Source organism: Methylobacter sp. BBA5.1 (assembly GCF_000746145.1).
GTDB lineage: Bacteria > Pseudomonadota > Gammaproteobacteria > Methylococcales > Methylomonadaceae > Methylobacter > Methylobacter marinus.
Genome location: NZ_JQKS01000004.1, coordinates 1 through 23013 on the forward strand (window position 1 = coordinate 1; position 23013 = coordinate 23013).

Sequence of the window (23013 nt, forward strand, 5' to 3'; positions counted from 1 at the left end):
TAACGGGCATTCAGCAGCACGACCTGATGCCCCAGCTTAGTCAGTTCTCTCCCCCAATGATGGGCTCCGCCGCAAGCTTCTATGCCAATCAGACTCGCCGGGTAATTGGCGAAAAAAGCCAGCAATTCTGCTCGCTTGAGCTTTTTCCTGATCGCTTTGCCCTCGGCGTTCAGGCTATAGCAGTGAAAGATGTTCTTTGCGATGTCCAGGCCAACTACATTATCATTCATTTCGGGCTCCTCTTTGCTCCGTTGTTTATTGTTGGGTGCATTATGACACCGTGGGAGTGAAGAGGAGTCCATATCATCATCCTATGTTTAAACAGGGAAATTAACTGAAGAAGGGCAAATTTCCTAATTTCTCGGCATATCTAACCCATGAATTATCGCCCAAAAAAAACGTCAGCTTGTCGTTGCAAATGCCGCTCGCGTTATGTAGTTCATCATCCAATATTGCAACTAGATCATCGAAATCATTGAAAGTCCTTATCAGGCCTTCTTTTTCGAGATCGGCAAATGCCCCTACATTCGGCCCAATGACCCGGGCCCCGAATCCAAGCGAATCCATTAGCGCGCCTGAACTCAAAACGCTGGATTTGGCATAAGTAAAAAGAACAAGCCTTGACTGGCCGATTAAAGACTGCAAGGCTTCATTGTCCGTCCATTCATCCTTGATAACTATATTCTGATTGGAGCAGCCGAGTAATAGATCCAGTAGTTTTTCTGAGGCCACTTTACCGGTTATCAAGATTTCGTATTTATTTTGATAATTGTTCCTGTAAAGATATTCAAGAAATTCGACTATGCCTTTATAGGGGGTTATTGTCCCCCAGATCAACAGATCGAATTTTTTCTGACTGTCACGCTGGCTTATTCTGTTTTTTACCGGGTGCGGCAAGTAGATGATTCTTTCCCGGCTGCCGGGCACCATGCTTTCCGCGTATAGGACGCCTTCATTCGAATGGGTAAGTATCCCGTCCGCTCTGCGCAGCAAAGTTCGGAATATTATTTTTTTCAGCAAAAAATGCTCATTGGAGTGAGAAAGCTTATTGTGCATCGTCCAGATCACTTTAATTTTCAATGAGCTCGAAATGTGCAGAAAAAAGAGCAGAAAGATTGCCTGAGCCAATCCGGCTTTTTTGTCCGGAACATCTTCAATCCAGTTAAAAAAAACATAGTCGATCTGGAATAAATATTTGAGCATGCCGAACAAACCAGCTGTCGACGGATTGTCTTTATTGACAAAATTGAAATGCGTTCCCATGGCTTCAACAAAGTCGTCAAGATAAGGGTTATGTGTGGCAACCTTTTCGGCTCTGGCGCTGATGGGATAGATATAGGCGTTTTTCACGTTGTTATTACCATACATTTCATATACATACCTACATAGTCAGCCAGTTTAATCGTGAAGGTTAATTTGTAGGTGCGAATTTATTCGCACTATTTGCACACTTTGAATAAGCTGCAGATTTTTACTCGTCAGAACAAGGCCGAGAGGCATGAGCTGACATTAACGGCTTGGCAATGCCATCAGCCGCTGGTCATGCTCTTATGTTCCAGGGACCTGCTCCCGCCGAGCCCGCGGGCGTATGCTATTGCCCGTTTTTCATTCCGTCCCGCCCAAAAATTGATCAAGCGTTTTCCCAAGAAGCCATGTTGAGTACGCCAGCTGCCGCCTCCCAAATGGATTCCATATTTTCCAAACAGATTCCAACAATTTTTTTTGTCGCAAACATTATCCGGAAAGAGCACTTCTACCTGGTTGGCGGCATCAGGGTATTCTGCCAGCGTCCTGGATACCAATCCCGGCCCGGTTGTGTAGATAACAAACAATTCTTGCCGGAGCAGGCGCGGAAGGGAATGCGTCATGGCTTCGCTCCATTTCCTGTCATGTTGCGCTCTCACGCAATTTTCAATGACCGCCCGCAGAAAAGGGTGCCCTGCCGCCGCTCCAAACCCATAGTTGCCGACTTCCCAGTCCATCCCATACTCGTTGCGTAAAAAGTCGCTCCAGGTCAGCCGTTCGAAAGGAAATACGCAACCAAAATCCAATAGCTCTGACAGGTTAAACGCGAGGAAGACGTCCAGATCGAAGTAAAAGCCGCCATAACGATAAATAATTAAGTACCTGAGAAAATCGTACCGTTGGATAGGATACCGGAACGACTCAAATACGCCTCGATATTCAGGAAATTGTTCATTGATAAAGCTCTCGATGCGACCATCGTCAAAAAGCAAGTACTCGAATTCAGGATTGAGCAGCCTCACATTGGCGGCAGAGGCCTTCGCTAACAACGGCAAATCGGGACTTCCTCCCCATATCTGAATGATTCGTTTCGGTATTTTTGAGTTCATAAATTATATTTTTCAAATAAACGGGCACGTTCCTTGATGCCTTCCAGTTTGATTAATCGAAAAATTTCAACGCCGGCGCAACAATGGCTTGAGCGGGCGCGTCAATATGATCGGCCGGATGCCGGCCGCGCGACCGGCGCTCACAATGCTCCTCGCGAACCGTCCTTGCCTCCAGTATAGCCGTGCTTCCAGCAGGCGAAGGTCGGCAATTATCCGCTTCTCCGCCTGTTTCCAGTCACAATGCTTTAACATTTCAGTCAGCACATCGAAAGCGCGGGCGTACTCACCATTGTCGTATAGCGTGCCGATACTCCACAGGTATCTCCGGGCGAGGGCGGCCTGCTGCGCGGCCTCGTTCACACCAAGCCCGGCCAGCACCGCCGGGGTAATTTCCTCAACCGAACTTAATGGATCGGGGAGTCCTTTTTTCCTGAGCGCCGCGGCCGCCTGGGCGGCAAGGGTGCTAAAAGCCATCTGCCTGACCTTGCCAACCGTTACCTGGTAAAGATGGAGCCGGTACTTCAGCAGCACTGCGTCAAGATTGGCCAATTGGGAATGATCCGCGATTCTCAACCACAATTCGTAGTCTTCAGCGCCGAAAAAAGCTTTTCGGTAACCACCGGTTAAAGCAAGGATGTCTTTTCGCATAAGAACGGTGGGATGCCAAAACGCGCAATATTCAAGGAAGGCCCGCCTGAGTTCGTGATCCGCAACCGGATTGCCGGAAATCCTCAAGGACTTGCCTAGTGTGTCGATTATTTCGACGGCACCGCCCAGAATCCCGACCTCTGGATGTTTTTCCATGAACTCCACCTGCCACATCAGGCGGTTTCCAATAGCGATGTCATCGGCATCCATCCGTGCAATATACTTGCCCCGTGCGAGCTCGCAACCGTAGTTTAAAGACGCCACTAAGCCCTTGTTCTCCTGGTGGTAAACGCGTACCCGCGCGTCCTGCTTATGGTAGCTGTCAAGTATAGAGGCAGTGGAGTCGGTGGAACCGTCGTCAATGATGATGAACTCGAACTCCTGAAAGCTTTGGTCGAGAATACTCTCGACAGCTTCGCGCAAAAAGCGCTCGCCATTGTAGACAGGCATCACGACTGAGACCCGTGGAGTCATCATCGAGTTATTCACTCAATTACGTTCCATTAGCCGCCGCTAAACGCCGCTTGTCCCGATATAGCGCCTGCAACCCGATTGTGTTTATGGAAACCACGCTCTGCCTCCGGGGAAACATTGTTAAAAACACGCTAGCCACGTTGCCATACCTATGAGAACGGATAATCCTGCCATTCATCATCAGGGTGCCTGAAGTCGGCTAAAAATATCTGGACTTCGAAGCCGGCTTGACAAAATGACAGGCAATCAGACGAAAACAAAGTACAAGATGGAAGAATCTTAGCCTTAACCATGGCCGGGGCTCGGGCTGTCTAAAGACATTTACAGCAAGCTTTGCAATATTATGAAAACCAAGCAAATCCCTATTCGTATAATAAGCTATGCTCACATATTCATTGAGCCGCTTTCTCAGCGAGTCCTTTCTAGGATTGTGATTTAGCGCTCCGGACCCTAAAATCCGGGCAACTGCCTTTTTTTCGCTGAAAAACAGCCACTTTGCCCATTCCTGATCTTCCGCCGTGAATACCTCGGGCCTGAATCCTCGTTTCCGCAACAGCGGAACCTTGATGATCGAGCAGGTGTTCGAAAGTCCGCAAAATCCATCGAAATTGCTTTCATCAATCAGCTTATACCTTAAGGCACCACAATCCACACCTTGTTTATAGGTATCAAAATATGCCGCCCCTATATTTTCATTCAAACGCAGCAAGTCAAGCGCGAACTCGATCGAATTATCCACCCCTAGCGCGGTATGAGAACTGATAATTAATACATACGCTGTCGAAACGTGACTGATGCCCTGGTTCAGGGCTTCGGCGAAATTGAACTCAGCCCCCACAAAATTATGGATCACGGAATCAGCCGGCAACAAATCAAGCGTGCCGTCAGTCGAACCTGAATCGACAAAGATATATTCGCTAGGCGCCAGTGTTTGGCGCTGCAATGAATCTAAAGTAATAGCCAGGGTTTTTTCAGAATTAAAGGTCCTGATAACAGTAGAATATTTTATGCCGCCCATACCCGCTAACCCGTTCTCGATTAAGTCAATTGCAAGGTGAAAGACAAAGCCAGGCATGTCGCCAGAATGATTCCAAAATCGATATGACTAAAAACCGTGCTGTTTCGCACATCAGCTAAAAATATCTGGATTTCGGAGTTGGCTTGACGAAATGACAGGCAATCAGACGAAAGCAAAGTACAAGATTGAATAGCCTTAGCCTTAGTCTTGGCCGGGGACCGGGCTGTCTAAGGACACCTAAAGCGAGCTTTGCAATATTATGAAAACCAAGCAAATCCCTATTCGTATAATAAGCTACGCTCACATATTCATTGAGCCGTTTTCTCAGCGAGTCCTTTCTAGGATTGTGATTTAGCGCTCCGGACCCTAAAATCCGGGCAACTGCCTTTTTTTCGCTGAAAAACAGCCACTTTGCCCATTCCTGATCTTCCGCCGTGAATACCTCGGGCCTGAATCCTCGTTTCCGCAACAGCGGAACCTTGATGATCGAGCAGGTGTTCGAAAGCCCGCAAAATCCATCGAAATTGCTTTCATCTATCAGCTCATACCTTAAGGCGCCAAGATCCTCTTGATTATAGGTATCAAAATATGCCGCTCCTATATTTTCATTCAAACGCAGCAAGTCAAGCGCGAACTCGATCGAATTATCCACCCCTAGCGCGGTATGAGAACTGATGATTAATACATACGCCGTGGAAACGTGACTGATGCCCTGGTTCAGGGCTTCGGCGTAATTGAACTCAGTCCCCACAAAATTATGGATCACGGAATCAGCCGGCAACAAATCAAGCGTGCCGTCAGTCGAACCTGAATCGACAAAGATATATTCGCTAGGCGCCAGTGTTTGGCGCTGCAATGAATCTAAAGTAATAGCCAGGGTTTTTTCAGAATTAAAGGTCCTGATAACAGTAGAGTATTTTATACGGCCCATACCCGCTAACCCGTTCTCGATTAAGCCAATTGCAAGGTGAAAAACAAGGCCATTACAGCCCTCTGCTCGCTTTACGAGTCGCGCCTCAACAATGCCGGCGCCACTTGGCGGATCCGTCTGATAACAGGGGCCAAGCAACTGGATAATTCAACACCCATCATTCGTTTGCACGTCAAAATAGCCCAAGGCAGTGATTTCTTGACTTCCGGATAACTATTGAGCGCGAACTCAGCGAGCTGCTCGCTGAGTGCCACCTCTTTATCGCTGAACGCATGGCTTGCTTGTCTAACCGCCTGCAAGCCAAGATGGCTGAGTAATCTGCCGTGTAGTTGTTGAGCTTCAGGCAAGGTATGACTATAGGCCTTGAAGAAGCACTCGAAAGCCTCTTTCCGTTGCTCAAGATCCGCCAAACCTTTCGCCTTGTAGTAGTTAAACTGCATGTTGCCGCCATGGTAACGGGTCGCCGCCTGGTATTCGTTCAAAATCCCTACCGAAGCATGCGCGGACAAACGCAACCACATCTCCATATCGGCACTATGCGGTAGCTCAGAAAGGTATCCCCCCACACGCTTCTGTAGTTCTGTCCGAACCACTGCGGTAGGAGTCCTCACAATATTTACCGATCGACTGGTCTCGATAAGCTTAAGAAATTCGACCCCACTCAGAGTGCGGGACTCCAAATTATCAGTGATTTGTGTGATGACCTTATTAACGAAGGTTTGCGGTTGACTGATGTAATCGCCGTCAGTGAGAATGAAATCAACCGCTTTACCAAAAATAAAACCCACTTCCGGATGTCTGTTCATTAGCCCAACCGCCCGGCCTAAGGCGTCGGGAAACAAGAAATCATCCGCTGAGATAAGCAAAAAGTAGTCGGCGGAAGCCCAATCGACGCCTTCGTTAAAGGTTGAGATATGTCCTTTGTTGCCGGAATGTCGATAAAAGCTGACGCGCGCGTCCTCTCGCGCCAGCTGAGCCCCGATTTCCGCCGTGTTATCGGGGGAGGCGTCATCGATGATCAGAACCCGGATATCAACCCCCGATTGGCTTAGGATACTTTCGACGCATTCCCGCAGAAAGCGACCATAGTTATAACATGGCACCATTACGTCGATAGAACTCATCGCACCAGCTTTCCTGTTGAGAGCAACCGTGCGGTCAGCCGAACTTTGCTGTTTAGCAACAATGCCATTCATGCGAATACCTGCGTTAAGTCTCTGTTAATTCACGCGCGTGCGCGTGAACCTGCCCCTTTATTCTGTAGTAGTTGCGGATGCACCCCAGGTTGTTGAAATGCCCAGCGGCTGACGTTGCAGATATTGTGCGCGAACTGTTATCCGCTTTATTTTCGTTGACTTATGATCTGGCTAAAAAGACTTCCTGAGACTGGAACCTTGCATAGGATGCGCTGACCAAAAGTAGGCGCTCCAGGCGGCGCAGTGAAGCGCATCGCTCGCGAACGATGCGCCTCCTGGCGTCGGCGCATCCTATGTTTAAACAGGGAAATTATTTACGACCAAATCCTTAGGGATTATTGTCCTCTGGTTTAGCACAACGTTAAAGTTGGTATAAACACCTAAGCAATAGCACTTAATGATCTGGCTACGGTTAAGCAATATGATGTGTCTATAGTCAGTCAATTTCATTATGGCGGGTAAATTGTAGGTGCGAATTCATTTATGCCCTATGGGTACTTGTGCCCTTATGCATTCCCACGCAGGAGCGTTTCTGGTTCCCATGGTCCTCCGTGGGAACCGGTACTGAGCTTTGAGAGCGGCACGTCGTATGGCCCGGTCTGCATTTCCACGCAGGAGCGTGGAAACGAGTAAACTCTGTGCTCTCTGGGGTTATTCATCTGGACAAATCATGAATGCTTTCACCGCGCGGAGGGAAACACCCTGACATGAGCGAACCACTTCATATCGTCTTGCGCTGTAATGATCCGTTACTGCCCAAAGTCCGTTATGTGTTTGATACATTATTCATGGCGCGGGGGATTCCGGTGGTGTATTCCGCTTTGCCGCCGGCGCACGGTCCCTGGCTCTTGTATAGTTCTTCCAAGGAGCCTTCATGGCCGCTCGAACGATGTCTGGCTGTTGCCCATTGTCCGGAATCCTGGCTATTTCTCGAAAGCCATGCCGCTATCGAGGCCGCTGTCGCCGTCGATGGATCGATCGTCCTGTTCCCAAAAACAGCCGCCGGTTTCGAGACCGCACTGAACATCCCTTTCGATCTCGCCGCCAATGCCTTTTATTTCTTGAGCGCCTGGTCCGAACGTCTCGGGCCGGACAAGGATGAAACGCGAAGCCTGTACTCGAACAGTATCTTTGCGCGTTTGGGCGTGCCGCAAGATATCGTCGATCAGTACCTTGATGCGCTCATGACACAGTTGCATGCGCTCTGCGTCCGGCTTGAAACAGAACCATGGCACGCGCTCGCATGGCCGCAAGATGCCGCCTATGCGCTCGTCCTGTCGCATGATATCGATTTTATTCCGGCCAATATCATCGATATCGTCAAACAGGGCGCGAAAACGGTGCTGCGCCACCTCGTCCGCCACCGCGATCCGGCTGACGCCTGGCGGGCTGCGGCAGGACTGGCACGCGCGCTGATGCATAGAGACGATCCTTATGGCTGCGTGCCCGATATCATTGAGCGGGAGACAGAACTGGGGGTGCGTGCATCGTTCCAGGTAGCCGTCGGTCACAGGCATCCCAACGACGTCAACTATCGCATCGAGGACGACCGCATCCGCGACTATTTGCGCGCGATTCCCGATGCCGGTTTCGACCTGTGTCTGCACGGCAGCTACCGGTCCACCGAAAACCCCGTCTGGTATGTAGAGGAAGCGGCACTTCTGGCGCGGCGCCTGGGCCGGCCGTCCGGCTCGCGCCAGCACTTTCTTTCATTCCACTATGACGCCTTATTTAGCGCGCAGGAACAGGCAGGCATCCAGTATGACATGTCCATGGGATTCCCGGACCGCACGGGGCCGCGTGCCGGATTTTCCTATCCTTATTTCCCTTACTGCCTCGCCGAGGATCGTCCTTATAACGTGCTTCAGCTCAACCTGTTCCTGATGGACGTTACCTTGCGGGGCTATCTGGGGTTGAAAGGCGCACGCGCGTGGGAGGTCATCCGGACTACGCTCGACACCCTGCGCCGCAAGCGGGGTTGCGTCTCGATCGTATGGCATCCGATCGTTTTCAAAGGCGCGCGCGACCCCGGTTATGACCATTTGTTCTGGAAAATGGTCGGCTATACGCTTGAGACGAACGGTCTCGCTACAGATGGCAGAACCATCAATGATTTCTGGCGCCGGCAAGCGAAAAATTACATAAGCTTCGGCGAAGGCTATAAAGAAGATGGTTGAAGGTACATGAAGCGTGATGAATGTTAGCCGCGCAATGGCGCGGGATTGCCAATATTGATCAATGAGGAAATAGCCTATGGCATGTGTTTTCATGGCGGCCTATACCAATTACCGCCGGGATCCCAGAGTGAAACGCGAGGCAGAGGCCCTGGTGGAGCGCGGTCATCATGTCGTGTTTCTGGCGCGGCGCCAGCACGGGGAACCGCACCGTGAAACCATCGCCGGCGTGGATATCATCAAAACCATCGGCTTGAAGAACAAGTGCACTTCATTTCTCGAATACATGATCGATTACCTTGTATTCTTTTTAATGATATTCGCGCATTTATCGCTGCGCCCGTTGCGCTATCAGCTGATTCATATCAACAACATGCCTGATTTTTTGGTATTCGCAACCTGCCTGCCGCGTCTGCTCGGCGTCCCGGTAATTCATGACGTACACGATTTAATGCCCGAACTCTATCTGGAGAAGTTTTCTTCCGGAGAACAGCACTGGATCGTCAGGGCACTGAAACTGCAGGAACGCTGGGCCGGAAAATTCGCCTCGGCCGTGATTACTGTCGAGGATCGCCTGAAGGATATTCTGTCCGCAAGAGGCATCCCGCGCGAGAAAATCCACATACTGATGAATCTGCCCGATGACCGCATTTTCGCGGCGCGCGGACAATTGCCCGCCAAGCCCGAAAACGCGCCGTTCGTGATGGTTTACCATGGCACCCTTGCCCGCCGACTCGGACTGGATATCGCCTTAGAGGCGGTATCGAAAGCTCAAGACGCGATACCGCGCATGGAGCTCCGCATTATCGGCGCGGGCGAGGAACGGGAGCACTTACTGGCGTTGAGCGATCGGCTCGGCCTGCAGGATACGGTCAAGTTCAGCGACGGCTTCGTGCCGGTGGAAAAGATTCCCTCGATGATCCACGACGCGGATGTCGGCCTGATTCCTTTGCGCATCAGCAGCGGCACGGACATCATGCTGCCCACCAAGTTGCTCGAATACGTCACGATGGGAATCCCCTGCATCGTGCCTGAAACAGGCACGATCAGCCGCTATTTCGATGAGGAAATGGTGCAGTTCTTCGCGGCGGAAAACGCCGGCTCCCTCGCCGAGGCAATGATTACGCTTTATCGGGACGCCGGTAAACGAAGCGTTCTGTCCCGTAACGCGACCGAACGCTTCGCAAAGGTTTACCACTGGAGCGCGCACAAAAAGGTCTATACCGATCTTGTAGAACGCCTCATTGGACAATAGCCTCCTCAGCCAAGCCCATGCGGCGGGTTCACCGTAGAGATCGTTTCCAGGACAGTGCGTTCCGCGCGCGAAGATCGCCCGATTCCGAAGTAAAGCACGCCGGCCGCTTCGGCGTCCTGCTGGTTCCAGAAATTACGGCCATCCAGCACCACTTCCACCCCTTGCTTTCGCCACGCAATAAAATCAGGATCAGCGAATTGAGCGTGGGCCGTGCTCAGAACGACGACGCATGCAGCCTCTATCGTGCCCGGTTCAAACCCGGCATCGCGAACTTCTTCATCGGTGTAATGGGGATCCTCGATCGTCACGCGCGCGCCCAATCGCTGGAGTTCGTCGCGCAGTGCATAGGTTGGGCTGAAGGTGTCCACCTTGACGCCAGGCCGGAAGCCCAGCCCCAGGATGTGCACGTTTTTGCCATTCAGGTTCTTCCATCTTGCTTCAATCCGTTTCAATTGCCTGGCGGGCTGGGAATCGTTGATTTCGCGGGCGGCTTCTGAAATACGTTGAGGCAGGCCCAAGCGCCGCGATTCCCGGGTCAGGAAATACGGATAGACCGGCACGCAATGACCGCCTACACCAATGCCCGGCAACAGCAGATTTGCCTCGCCGTCAGTATTGGCGGCCAGACGCACCCGCTCGAAATCAACGCCGGCGATTTCGCAAAAAGCCGCAAACTCATTGGACAAGGCAATGTTCACGTCCCGGTAGAGCATGCCCAGCAATTTGGCCATCTCCGCCGCTTCGATAGTGCCCACATCGTCAACCGGCGCCCCCAGATAGCGCTGATAAAATGCCACCGCCTTTGCGCATGAATCAGAGTCCAGACCGCCGACAATTTTGGGCGTGGTCTCCAGTCGCGCCAGCACATGGTTTGCCTTCACGCGTTCCGGACTGTAGGCCACATGGAAGTCTACCCCTGCCTTTAAACCACTGTGCCGTTCCAGGCACGGTATCAGGCAGCGCCGGGTACCGCCCACGGCCACGGTGGTCTCGTACACCACCAGCGTGCCAGGGCGAAGCCCCTTGCCGATTTCCTCCGAAGCCTGCTGCAGTATGCTGAAATTGATATCGCGTTCGGACGTCAGGTGGGCGGGTACGATAACCACGATCACATCGGCTTCGGACGCGGCCTTGCTGGTATCCGTGCCGGCCTGAAGCCGGCCTTCCTTGTGCAAATCATCCATGAGCTCGGCCAGCCCCGGCTCTTCATAAGGACAAACACCGGCATGAACAGCATCCACAAGCGTCTGATTGATGTCGTTCACTGTTACGCTTGCGCCATGTCTGCCGAACATGCAAGCCAGGGGAAGTCCCATCCGGCCGCCGCCTACTACCGTAATCTTCATTCTGCAATACTCCTCATGCCTTGTTTTGAAAACCGTGTCATTGAGATTGCCGCGAAATCAGGCGCACTGGCGCAATTCAACGGGCTTTCAACGATCCGGTATTATTGCCTCATGCCGTCAAGCGAGTCGCGGAAAAGCGTGGGCGCCGGTCAGGAAATAAAGCCCATTTCCGACTGTGCTGAAATCATTCCCGCCTCCCCTCAACGGCTTTTTTTGTAAAACATGAATCATTCGCCCATCCTCCACTTCAGTTCAATCCTGAGCGATTCAGGCAATAATAAGCCCTGATTTTTTCAGGCGGTTTCACACGGGTACCCATACTGATAGGTCGGAAGCGGCTGCAGTGACTTGTTCACCACCAGCCCAAGCAGGTTGGTCTGCTCCAGAATGTACATGGAATGCTGGAGTTCATCGGCCGTATTCTTTCCATCCTCTACAACCAGCAGAGCCGCATCGATATAGGGCATAAACAACAGCGCATCGTCCGCGGCAAAAAGCGGCGGGATATCGAAAATGATTATCCGCGACTCATAGCGCGATTTGATCTCTTCGATCAAATTGACCATTTTGTGGGATGAAATCAATTCCGAAGCACTGTTGCTGGCGTTTTTACCCGGCAATATCACCAGGCGTTCAATACCGGGATTGATTAAGGCATCTTCCAGGGGCACCTCTCCTTCCAGACAATCGACCAGTCCGAATTCCCATTGCAATCCCAGATATTGGCCCACACTTGGCCGCCTGAGATCAGCGTCAACGACGAGAACGCTTTGATTTCCCTCCATGGCCATGGCGATCGCGAGATTGATGGAGATGAATGTTTTTCCCGCGTTTGGCGTCGCGCTGGTGACTGCGAAGCTATTCCAGTTGTTTTCCCTGAGCTGCTTGAGGACATTGGTCCGGAGCACACGGAATATATCCGCTCTTGGATCGTTGTAAAGTCCCATAATAACCCGGTTATTGCGCAGCACATCGGGATCAATAGTGACCCGTTGGGTTTTCGTGTATTGGATCGAGTCGAGTGGATATCCATCCGCCTTATTAATCATTGGTCATTCTCCAATCAGGGCATGATTATTACCGTTACTATGTCCCTGCGTTTGATTCATGGCTGTATTCAACGGAAAGAAAAGAACATACATCGCAATGGCAACCAGCATGATGAAAGCGATGCCGGTCCTGACAACAACTTTCCTCATTCTATTCTGCTTCGCCAGCCGTTCGCCCACCTCGGCCGGCGACTCGATGTACGGAACGACAACCAACGGCATCAGTCCGGTGACTTCGCTAATGGCCCGGTACCCCCTGATTCCGGGCTCCAGGAATTCAAGCAGGAAAGCAATGCCGAGGCCTGCGATAATTCCCATGAAAGAACCGCCGATGACGACCTTTCTTCTGCTGACTTGTTCCGGCCGCGCGGGAATAGCGGGAGGTTCGATGAGGGTCAGCGTTTGCCCTTGCTGCTGTACTTCCAGGGTTTGAGCAAGCTTGGCATCCAGCCATTTTTCCTTGAGCTGGGTGTATTTTTTCATGGTGTTGTCCCGTTCCCTGATCAGATTGGTATATTCCATTTCAACCTGAGGCGCCATCGCAAGGATAGTGTGCAATTTTTCAAGTTTCGCTTTTAAATAGTCCTGCTTCTGCATCAATGACTGAAGCTCTGACTGACTGCTTTTATACTGCGCCTGCACACCTAAATAAGCCGGATTAATGGCGTTCATGGCCACCGCTTCCTGCTCCTGCCGCGAATGCGGCTGCGTATTTTTCAAGCGTTGTTCAAGCCGGTCGATTTGTTTTCTGCGCTTGACTATATCCGGATGATTATCGGCATACATTTCTTCCAGTAATTCAAGTTCACGCCGGGCTTCCGCCAACTGTTTGCTCACGTCTTCATGCGCCAGTTGCCCTTCGAAAGCCGGGTCCAACCCCTTTATTTCGCGTTTGAGACGAACCACCGATGGATGGGAAGGTGAGTAAAGACTGGAATATCGAAGGTATTGCGCGCGCAAGATTCTGAGCGTTTCGGCCCGGCTTTTCGGCGCCTTGTCATCAGACTTGCCCGGCAGTTCCTGTTGCGCTCTTGCCAGCTCCGCCGATAAAAAAGCGATCCTTTCCTTTGTCGCCCTGATCTGGTTATCGGTGTCTCTCAGTTCGCTCTCCGCGCGGTCGATCGCTGCCAGATTCCCTTGCACTTGCTCCGGCAGACTGAAGTTATTTTGCTCTTTGTAGTTGGCGATTTTGTTGTCGATCTCCTGAAGTTCCCGGTTCAGCTTGGCCGATTCCTCCATCAGGAACTCAGCCACATTGGTAGCCCGTTGGGTTCGGGCTTTGTCATTTTGCTCGATGAGCAGAGCCGCCAGCTTACCCGCCACTTCTTGCGCCTTGGCGGGTTCGCCATGGCTGAAGGAAATATAAAAGGCGACTTCAGCCATTCTTGATTCATTCCGGGGCGTTAAAGAAGATGTGGTTAGCCCAACCTCGGTGCTATCCCTGAACAAATTCGCCAATTCATATTTCGTATAGCCATTCCTGAACCCGCTGTAAAGACCAGTCGCATCAATAATCGACAATACGTTATCGGTCATCATGACCCTTTGGTATATCGATTGGATCTGTTCCGCCGCATAGCGGGACGCGGTCGATTCGAAAAGTTTTGTGGGAATTGGCGCTTCGATCAACAACGTTGCCGTTGACCGATAAACCTTAGGCAGATTATAGGCGATGATGACAGAAACCAGGCTGGCAAGCAGCCAGGTCACTACGATGTAGTACTTGCGTCGTTTTACAAAGTCAAGGTAATCGGCTAATGTTTTAGTGTGTTTATCCATAAGGCTCAGAGAAAAATAATCGCTTTAAAATCAAACAACTTAGGGGCCGAATTCATAATCCCGCTACGAGTACCTCGCCTGTCGGCCTGATCGTAAAAATACATTTTCCGTATGAAGGCGTGACGATCTGTTTTTTTCTATCGTCAAGTGACTGACTTTTTGTTAATCCTTCTTTAGTTCAAGGCCTTAATGCAGAGCCCCTGATTTGTGAATCCGGGCACCCGCCACCGTTATTTTTTACTTCTTTATTAATGCCTCCGGGCCGGCCAGCCATAGGCCTGGTCACGGTAGTTGTAGACGGTGGTGTCCGGTATGCTCAAGGCCCATGCAATATCAGGAGCGTTTGGCTGGACCGCCGCCGTCCAATACAAGCCGTTTTGCGCGTTGATAAATGGCGACGACCCATCATTGTTGACAACGATCGCCGGTTGCATCGGTCAAAATAGTTTTCGTTATCGTCTGAGTGTTATTTTCATGGTAATCCAGGGTATAGCTGACCGCCGGCCTGACAATACCAGGCAGTACCGCCATATTGTTTTCCAGAGGTATGTTTTCGACTTCAAAGGCGCATATTCTATCTCGTCGAAATAGCAGGTAACGCTGGCTCTGACCAAAAAACAGATTCATGCTGTAAATATTGGCATTAAGCAGGTCCGGCGGTATGAAGGCAGTGATTTTATGTTTGCCCTGTTTCGAGTTTCTATCCTTGGCAAACACAAAACCGTGATGAAAAACCAAAACGTCGTCTTTTGTGAGTATCTCAAACGTCAGGTCTTCGGTAATATCCTTAACTTTGTTGAAAAAATCTATTTCTATCCGAACACCCGAACCGATGTCCAATACGGTTCCGTTTATAGGCGTTATTTTTATGCTATTTACCCGGATATTGTCATTTTCGGCATCGTTGCCAAATTCCCAATAGTTGTTTTTATTGGTTATCAGCACATTGTTATCTTGATAAAAATCAATAGCGTCTGAAATTTTTCCTTCAAATCGCTTGTAGCCATTAATGAGCACGATGCCGTTTTTGCACAGGCTTTTTACCGCCGCCATATTATGGCTGACAAAGAGGACGGTCCGGCCATGACTTTTAGACACATCCTGCATTTTACCAATTGCTTTTTTCTGAAATTCAGCATCACCGACCGCCAACACTTCATCAACAACCAGAATTTCCGGTTCCAGATGCGCGGCTATGGCAAATCCCAGGCGCACGATCATGCCGCTGGAGTAACGTTTAACCGGCGTATCAAGGTATTTTGCTACCCCGCTAAAGTCTACGATTTCATCGAGCTTGCTGGTAATTTCCCTTTTGCGCATCCCCATGATGGTACCGTTCATGTAGATATTTTCCCGCCCTGTCATTTCCTGATGAAAACCGGTACCCACTTCCAGCAGGCTGGCCATTCTGCCACGCGCCCTGACACGCCCGCTCGACGGTGAGGTCACTTGGGAGAGGATTTTTAACAAGGTACTTTTACCCGCGCCATTCTTACCGATAATGCCCAGTACCTCACCTTCCTGGAGCTCCAGATTAATATCGCGCAAGGCCCATACATGTTCGCCTTTTTTCGCGGCCTGGGTCCGATCATTGATTGTGCCTATTATGGAATACGGGTCTTCCTTGCCCATTATTCTGGTTTTCCACCAACGGTTAAGGTCATGAGACAAGGTGCCCGTCCCGACTTCGCCGAGACGATAAAGTTTACCGAGATTTTCTATTTTAATTATGGGTTGCGACATGTACATTCCATTTTTAAAAAAATTAAGACCCGAGATTTTCTGGCCTATATTCGTTGGATTGTTTTTCATGATTAATTAAACCGTATCGATAAAATTTCGTTCGGTCTGGTGAAAAATGATGATGCCCATGAATAACAGAATCGTCATAAAGCCTCCAGAATAAGCCAGGGCCTGCCAGCTAAAGTCACCCGCGCCTAAAAAGGCATATTTGAAGCCTTCCAGAACAGGGGTTAACGGATTGGCTTGAATGAAGATTTTATATTTTTCCGGAACAGTCGATACCGGATAAATGACAGGCGTCGCATACATCAGCAATTGAATGCCGAACGTGAGCAAGTGATTCAAATCCCGGTATTTTGTCGTTAAAGAGCTAAAAATAAGACCTGCCGCCAGCCCAATACCTGCCATCAAGACGATATAAACGGGTACTAATGCCAAAGTCCAGTTAGGTTGAATGGTCGTATTACCTGAGTAAAGGAAATACAAATAGATGATGATAAAAATCGCCAGCTGGATAAAAAACTTTATTAAGCCCGACAGTACTTCAGCGAAAGGAATAATAAGCCGTGGAAAATATACTTTTCCAAATATTTGGGCATTTTGGTTGAAGGTATGCGCGGTCTGGTTGAAGCACTCGTGAAAGTAATTCCAGATGACAATGCCGGACAGGTAAAACAGTATTTGGGGAAGACCGTCCGTGGATATATTGGCAATCCGGCCAAAAACCAACATGTACATGCCCGTGGTCATAATCGGTTGTACTATGAACCATATCGGCCCCAGTATAGTTTGTTTGTAAACGGTGATAATGCTGCGCTTGACAAACATGTAAAGTAAGTCACGATAAAACCAGATTTCCTTGAAATTAATCTTCAACAGATGTTTTTTTGGTTTTATATCAATATTATAGGTATTCATGTAATCATATTTGCTTTTAAAATCAAGTTCTGACTCATTGGTAACCGGATTACATTAGAGCCTTGATGCATAGCCCCTGATTTCTGAATCCGAGCGCCTGCCAACCATTATTTTTACAACTTTCTTTATTAATACCGATATTATTGCCCCGGACCGGCCAGCCATAGGCCTGGTCACGATAGTTGTAGCCGGTGGTGTCCGGTATGCTCAAAGCCCATGCCGTGCCAGGAGCGTTTGGCTGGACCGCCGCCGTCCAATAGAAGCCGTTTTGCACGTTGATAAATGGCGACGATCCCTCGCTGTAACAACGATCGCCGGTTGCATCGGTCAAAAAGGGCATGCAGTTTTTTTCCCTCGCATCGGCAGCTGTCCTTTCCCACTCGAACCAGAAGGGCAAATGCCATTCGCCTGGTGACGATCCATCAGTTAAGCCGCACTGACCATTGGCCAGGTCCGCCGCCGCGACAGCGGTATCGGCCCAATTCCTCGGGCCGAAATTTTCGCAGTTTGCATCCTTCAGCCAGATCAACCCCGTCTCGGCATCGGTTACCGTGCCATTGCCGCAATCGGCATAGCGGAACCCGGCACGTTCGCAGGGGCCATCGGCCTCTGCAACCGCCTCTCCCGCGCCGGATAACAGTAACAATGGCGATAGCAGTATTACCTTTTTCAAAACCCGATTGCCGGCCTTTCGAAATGTTTGAAGGCTGGTCAAAATTCCTAACAAGTGCTGCTCAGAAAATAGCTTCATGGTCGTTACTCATCATAAAAGTACAAGTCCAAATAACGTAAATCCCACCGGCAATAGCCGCGGTACACCCCATGTATCGATTTTGGCAAGGGCACCAATCATCCAACCGTAAAAATTACGAACTGGAGATGATCGGCGGCCCCCTATTCGCCTAAAGTTACATTTTCTTCATAATCACTTTCTTACCCCTATTCATGCCTGACTTGCCTGCGGTTTCATGCTCAACAATGCGGGGGCAAATGACTAATAGGTCACCCTCACGGCTACCCAATCCAGCGAAAAGTCGCGTCTCGTATTCGAAGCCACGTTGGCAACGCGCACTCGGAAGTTGGCGTTTGACAGATTGCTTGAAGCCCAGGAGCGGCCCCAGTTATCGGCAGTGCCGCCGAGAATATAGGTAGCCTCGCTGCCTGAGAGCGTCGGCGTGACTTTGGCCGCTGTCCATGTTGCGCCGCCATCCCAGGAAAGTTGCACACACATCCTCGGAGAACCACTCGTGGCATCGACCCGTGCGTCCAGACGAACCTCTATGCCCGCGATGGTGGCGCCACTCGGTATGTTGAGGCCGTAGTTATAATAGATATGTTTATCCTTGCCGGCATTCGTGCAGGAGGTATTGCTATTGGTGCCACTGTTTGTGTCCACGGCGAACAGGCCATCATCGCCGTGAGCATTGGCCGGATTCGTTTGAAATCCATTTCCGTCGCCATGGTTTATTACCGGCGCATTGGCGGTCGGACCGACAAAGATATTGGCGCTTTGCACTGTCAGCACGGTGCTGCCAGTGACGCCATCAAGCGTCGCCGAAATGGTGCTTTCTCCGGCATCATGCCCGGTCGCCACTCCGGATTGGTCGATAGTCGCCGTCGCCGTATTCGAGGAATCCCAGGTTACGTTATCGGTAAGATCCTCGGTAGAGCTGTCCGGATAAGTCCCCGTTGCTATAAATTGCTGGGTCGCGCCCACCTGAATCGTCGGATTCGCCGGTGTTACCGCTATCGATTGTGGCGTCATCGTCGGATTAGATTCCGCACTGGTGATCACTTCAGTCCAGGCGATATCGGCATTGGGGAATCCGCCGGGTGAAGCGCCTGTCACGATCGCGAAGCGCGGATTGTTCAGTGTCTGAACCACGCTGCCCAGGGATGTCCAGTTAGCCCCGTCCAATGAGTAATAGCCATTGATATCGCCTGTCGCCGGATTACGGTCCAAGCGGAAGTGCAGGTTGCTGGTCGCGCTCACCGAAACAGAATTGGGGACATTCGCCGAGCCATTGAGCTCGTGGGCGAAGGTAACCCTGTTCCCTCCATTGTAAATTCGCGTCACCTGCACATAGTTGTCATCATCCTGATAAGCCAGCAACCCTGCCTGCTGGTAATCCTGAGTCGGCGAAAAAGACTGCAACTTGAGTCTTATGCTCGTCCAGTTGGCCGGAAGGTTTCTAAACAATGAATTCCGAGTATCATTCGTATCCTCCCAAACATCACCGGCATCCACCGGTATGCGAATCACCCCGGGATGCGCCGTCTGGTCATAGCTGACCACGGCTCCGGAGGTCTGCTCGGTATTGCGCGTGCCTCCGGTAGAAGTCCGCGCCAGAAAATTCCAACCGTCTGCCAACAGGCTGGTCCTGTCCGGGTAGGTAAAATCGTCATGGACGGTGCCTGAAGGGCTGACTGTGAGCGTCACGTTGACCGTCCGCGGCGTGTTCGTCGCGCCCTCGGCGGCGATGGTAATGGCCTTGGTATAAGTGCCGGGCGCCAGGCTGGCGCTGTTGACCGACACCGTCGGCGTGCCGGCTCCCGTGCCGCTCGTCGGACTCACCGCCAGCCAGGCCGGCGCGCTGCCGTCCGCCGACGCGGTCCAGTTCAGCGTGCCCCCGCCCGCGTTGGTTATCGCCAGCGTCTGGTTGGCCGGGTTGCTGCCCGCCGTGGCCGTAAAGCTCAGGCTTTCGGGAGAAACGCCAATCGTCGGATTAGATTCCGCACTGGTGATCACTTCAGTCCAGGCGATATCGGCATTGGGGAATCCACCGGGTGAAGCGCCTGTCACGATCGCGAAGCGCGGATTGTTCAGTGTCTGAACCACGCTGCCCAGGGATGTCCAGTTAGCCCCGTCCAATGAGTAATAGCCGCTGATATTGCCTGTCGCCGGATTACGGTCCAAGCGGAAGTGCAGGTTGCTGGTCGCGCTCACTGAAACAGAGTTAAGATCTGTTGGCGATCCATTGAGCTCGTGGGCGAAGTTAATCCTGTTCCCTCCATTGTAAATTCGCGTTACCTGCACATAGTTGTCATCATCCTGATAAGCCAGCAACCCGGCCTGCTGGTAATCCTGAGTCGGCGAAAAAGACTGCAACTTGAGTCTTATGCTCGTCCAGTTGGCCGGAAGGTTTCTAAACAATGAATTCCGGGTATCATTCGCATCCTCCCAAACATCACCGGTATCCACCGGTATGCGAATCACCCCGGAATGCGCCGTCTGGTCATAGCTGACCACGGCTCCGGAGGTCTGCTCGGTATTGCGCGTGCCTCCGGTAGAAGTCCGCGCCAGAAAATTCCAACCGTCTGCCAACAGGCTGGTCCTGTCCGGGTAGGTAAAATCGTCATGGACGGTGCCTGAAGGGCTGACCGTGAGCGTCACGTTGACCGTCCGCGGCGTGTTCGTCGCGCCCTCGGCGGCGATGGTAATGGCCTTGGTATAAGTGCCGGGCGCCAGGCTGGCGCTGTTGACCGACACCGTCAGCGTGCCGGCTCCCGTGCCGCTCGTCGGGCTCACCGCCAGCCAGGCCGGTGCGCTGCCGTCCGCCGACGCGGTCCAGTTCAGCGTGCCCCCGCCCGCGTTGGTGATCGCCAGCGTCTGGTTAGCCGGGTTGCTGCCCGCCGTGGCCGTAAAGCTCAGGCTGCCGGGAGAAACGCCAATCGTCGGATTATCCGCCGGACTGACCGTGAGCGTCACGTTGACCGTCTGCGGCGTGTTCGTCGCACCTTCGGCGGCGATGGTAATGGCCTTGGTATAAGTGCCGGGCGCCAGGCTGGCGCTGTTGACCGATACCGTCAGCGTGCCGTCTCCCGTGCCGCTCGTCGGGCTCACCGCCAGCCAGGCCGGTGCGGCCCCGTCCGCCGACGCGGTCCAGTTCAGCGTGCCCCCGCCCGCGTTCGTGATCGCCAGCGTCTGATTGGCCGGGTTACTGCCCTCCGTAGCGGCAAAGCTCAAACTACCGGGAGAAACGCCAATCGTCGGATTGGGTCCGACAGCGCCATAATTGATTTCAGCGGCTTTGGGATTGATATCGATGGCGGTATTAAAAAACAGGATGTCATTACCATTGATTGTCTTTATAAAAAAAGACGTGTTGGCGCCATTGATGAGGACTGAGGAAACCGTCCGAGTATCGTCGATATCGACCTTTAAGGTAATAACATCGTTAGGGCCGAACGAGTCATCAAATGTCCTGACCTCGGTCTGGGGAATCGGCAAACGGTAAAAATCAAATGTCGTTTTGCCCTCCGTTTCCTGATAATTATTTAAAACAAAGCGATCCCTCTGCAGGATGTACTTTATCACTGCATCGACCGGCGCTCCCCAAATATCCTTAGTGACGGCATAAGCAATGGCATCATCGTCGTTACAGCTGTTATGAAGCACCAGATTAGCCCATTTTTCCTGCTGCACGGCCATATCTATGACCGTTTTCAAATCGCTGGGAGGGTACGGCGTATGTTCATGCGAGTTGAAGCTCTTCAGGTTGTGGAAATTACTTGGCGTCTGGTCTTCCAGTTCGTTAATGTTATAGCCCCTGGAAGCTAAAAAGTACTCAGAGGATATATCCTGCTCATAGACATCTGTAAAACCGCAGGGCCAGGCAAATGTCGTTATTTGAGAACATAGCGGCCCGCCTCCTATTAATCCGCAGATGGACTCGATGCTTGGAATCCATTCCTGATTCCGAAGATTCTCCTCGGACACTGGTGCGCAGATATGATTGACCGTGTGCGATCCCAGCTCCATGTTATTACTGTAAATTGTTGAAAATAGAACATTTTCAGGAGGCGCTGGCGACTGGTTGTCCAACCCCTGTATATAAAACCCGCCTTCCATGGAATTAGTCAGTTCCGTGTTGTAGCACGAAGTCTGACTATCGTCCGTGGAAGCGCTCAAAGCACTTCTGTAACCATCCTTCCATGGCGAGACGGAAACGGGTGTGCTTGGATTTACGATTAGATCGACCCCTACTTGTTGCGGGCTATTCCCGGCCGTTTCGGCGCTGACTGTCACGGTTGAGGAATAGACGCCAGGTGACAAACCTGATGCATTTACAGAAACGTCCATGGTACCCGGAGTGCTGCCATTCAACGGAGAGGCCGCTAACCACGGTGCCTCCGGCGTCGCATTCCAATCGAAATCCTCTAACCCGCGTGACAAAACATTGATGCTCTGTGAAGACGGATTCGCGGAACCGGCGGTTGTGTTAAAAACAATATCCCTGGGAAATAATGATAAGTCAGGGCCTGGAACTATGCCCGTTGTGATATGAACCGAAGCCAGATCGGCATTCGGAAAACCGAAAGGAGAAGCGCCGACAAAAATTGCCAGACGTGGATTCTTTAGCCGCTGAGCGATCCTGCCAAGCTCAGTCCAGGCACTTCCGCCGATTGAATATTCCCCGATAAAGCTATCGTTGCCCCGACTTAAACGAAGATAAAGATTACTGGTCGCGCTGGTTCCGGCCGCGCTGTCAACGACGCCGACGCCATCGGATTCGTAAACGAACTCAAAATGATTGCCGCCATTGTATATCCGGGTTACCTGTATGTAGTTGTCGTCATCTTGATAAAGCAACAGCCCCGCTTGTTGATAGTTATCCGTAGGCGCGAATGACAAGTTGAGTGTGATACTCGTCCAGTCGGGAGGCAAATCGCGAAACAGCGTATTGCGGGAATTGTTCAGATTCGACCATAAGTCGCCAACATCCGCCGGTATCCGCAAGATCCCGGGATGTGAGGATTGATCATAGGAAACGACCGCACCTGTGGTTTGCTCGGTATTTCTCTCATCCCCGCTGCTTGTTTTCGCCGTAAAGTCCCAACCCGCCGCCAGTAAGCTTGCCCGATTGGGATAGACAAAATCATAGTGTTCGTCAGCCAGGAGTTGTTGTTGAGTGCCAAGGATGAAGAACAATAAAATTACAAGAACCGTTTTATATAATGCCATCATGTCACCAGCCTCTAGGTTTTATATTTTCCATCAGTTGGCACTGATCCTTTCAATTATCGCCTGTTGCCATTCTTAATACGTCTGTATTCACCGTCGTCGGTTAAAGCATAACCAGCGGAAAACCTATTCAACGCGGCTAACCCGTTGGTTATATCCCGCC

The 23013-nt window shown here is 51.3% G+C and carries 15 protein-coding genes and 1 pseudogene; 2 read left to right on the plus strand and 14 right to left on the minus strand.

Features of this window, described 5'->3' with window-relative positions:
• The 7 genes and pseudogenes from EK22_RS03170 to EK22_RS03200 form a co-directional block, all read right to left on the minus strand.
• A pseudogene (locus tag EK22_RS03170) lies at positions 1 to 230 on the minus strand (IS110 family transposase); the annotation flags it as partial.
• Between the two features lie 100 nt (positions 231 to 330).
• Positions 331 to 1080, minus strand: coding sequence for a glycosyltransferase family protein (locus tag EK22_RS03175; protein WP_152564995.1), 750 nt, complete (start codon positions 1078 to 1080; stop codon positions 331 to 333).
• Between the two features lie 449 nt (positions 1081 to 1529).
• A complete protein-coding gene (locus EK22_RS23015) occupies positions 1530 to 2354 on the minus strand; it encodes a glycosyltransferase family 32 protein (RefSeq protein WP_051961637.1) in 825 nt (274 codons plus the stop codon).
• Between the two features lie 66 nt (positions 2355 to 2420).
• Positions 2421 to 3491, minus strand: coding sequence for a glycosyltransferase (locus EK22_RS03185; RefSeq protein ID WP_152564996.1), 1071 nt, complete (start codon positions 3489 to 3491; stop codon positions 2421 to 2423).
• A gap of 184 nt (positions 3492 to 3675) precedes the next feature.
• Positions 3676 to 4551, minus strand: coding sequence for a glycosyltransferase family A protein (locus EK22_RS03190; protein WP_036248048.1), 876 nt, complete (start codon positions 4549 to 4551; stop codon positions 3676 to 3678).
• Positions 4552 to 4609: 58 nt separating this feature from the next.
• Positions 4610 to 5425 carry a glycosyltransferase family A protein gene (locus tag EK22_RS03195; RefSeq protein ID WP_020157537.1) on the minus strand — a complete coding sequence of 272 codons (816 nt, stop codon included), beginning with the start codon at positions 5423 to 5425 and terminating at the stop codon, positions 4610 to 4612.
• A gap of 71 nt (positions 5426 to 5496) precedes the next feature.
• Complete coding sequence (locus EK22_RS03200; RefSeq protein ID WP_020157538.1) at positions 5497 to 6621, minus strand: glycosyltransferase family 2 protein; 1125 nt, start codon at positions 6619 to 6621, stop codon at positions 5497 to 5499.
• A 707-nt stretch (positions 6622 to 7328) separates the two neighbouring features.
• Between EK22_RS03200 and EK22_RS03205 the strand changes: the two genes are divergently transcribed.
• Both EK22_RS03205 and EK22_RS03210 read left to right on the plus strand, forming a co-directional pair.
• Positions 7329 to 8798: a polysaccharide deacetylase family protein gene (locus EK22_RS03205; RefSeq protein WP_036248051.1), complete on the plus strand. Its 1470-nt coding sequence runs from the start codon at positions 7329 to 7331 to the stop codon at positions 8796 to 8798.
• A gap of 76 nt (positions 8799 to 8874) precedes the next feature.
• Entirely contained in the window at positions 8875 to 10050 is a 1176-nt protein-coding gene (locus EK22_RS03210; RefSeq protein ID WP_036248054.1) for a glycosyltransferase family 4 protein, read from the plus strand.
• 5 nt (positions 10051 to 10055) lie between these two features.
• Here EK22_RS03210 and EK22_RS03215 read toward each other — a convergent pair whose 3' ends face one another.
• The 7 genes from EK22_RS03215 to EK22_RS23020 all read right to left on the minus strand — a co-directional run bounded on the left by EK22_RS03215 (position 10056) and on the right by EK22_RS23020 (position 22853).
• On the minus strand, positions 10056 to 11396 hold the full coding sequence (locus EK22_RS03215; RefSeq protein ID WP_051961641.1) for a nucleotide sugar dehydrogenase: 1341 nt from the start codon (positions 11394 to 11396) through the stop codon (positions 10056 to 10058).
• Between the two features lie 293 nt (positions 11397 to 11689).
• On the minus strand, positions 11690 to 12445 hold the full coding sequence (locus tag EK22_RS03225; protein ID WP_036248058.1) for a CpsD/CapB family tyrosine-protein kinase: 756 nt from the start codon (positions 12443 to 12445) through the stop codon (positions 11690 to 11692).
• Between the two features lie 3 nt (positions 12446 to 12448).
• Positions 12449 to 14224, minus strand: coding sequence for a GumC family protein (locus EK22_RS03230; RefSeq protein WP_036248061.1), 1776 nt, complete (start codon positions 14222 to 14224; stop codon positions 12449 to 12451).
• A gap of 405 nt (positions 14225 to 14629) precedes the next feature.
• Positions 14630 to 15967, minus strand: a complete 1338-nt coding sequence (locus EK22_RS03240; protein WP_235209208.1) for an ABC transporter ATP-binding protein — start codon at positions 15965 to 15967, stop codon at positions 14630 to 14632.
• A 75-nt stretch (positions 15968 to 16042) separates the two neighbouring features.
• Positions 16043 to 16885: an ABC transporter permease gene (locus tag EK22_RS03245; RefSeq protein ID WP_036248070.1), complete on the minus strand. Its 843-nt coding sequence runs from the start codon at positions 16883 to 16885 to the stop codon at positions 16043 to 16045.
• 49 nt (positions 16886 to 16934) lie between these two features.
• Positions 16935 to 17558, minus strand: coding sequence for an Lcl domain-containing protein (locus EK22_RS03250; protein WP_161786370.1), 624 nt, complete (start codon positions 17556 to 17558; stop codon positions 16935 to 16937).
• Positions 17559 to 17879: 321 nt separating this feature from the next.
• The gene (locus tag EK22_RS23020; RefSeq protein WP_051961643.1) at positions 17880 to 22853 is read right to left on the minus strand and encodes a beta-xylosidase family glycoside hydrolase; all 4974 of its coding nucleotides are present in this window, start codon (positions 22851 to 22853) and stop codon (positions 17880 to 17882) included.
• Positions 22854 to 23013: the final 160 nt, after the last annotated feature.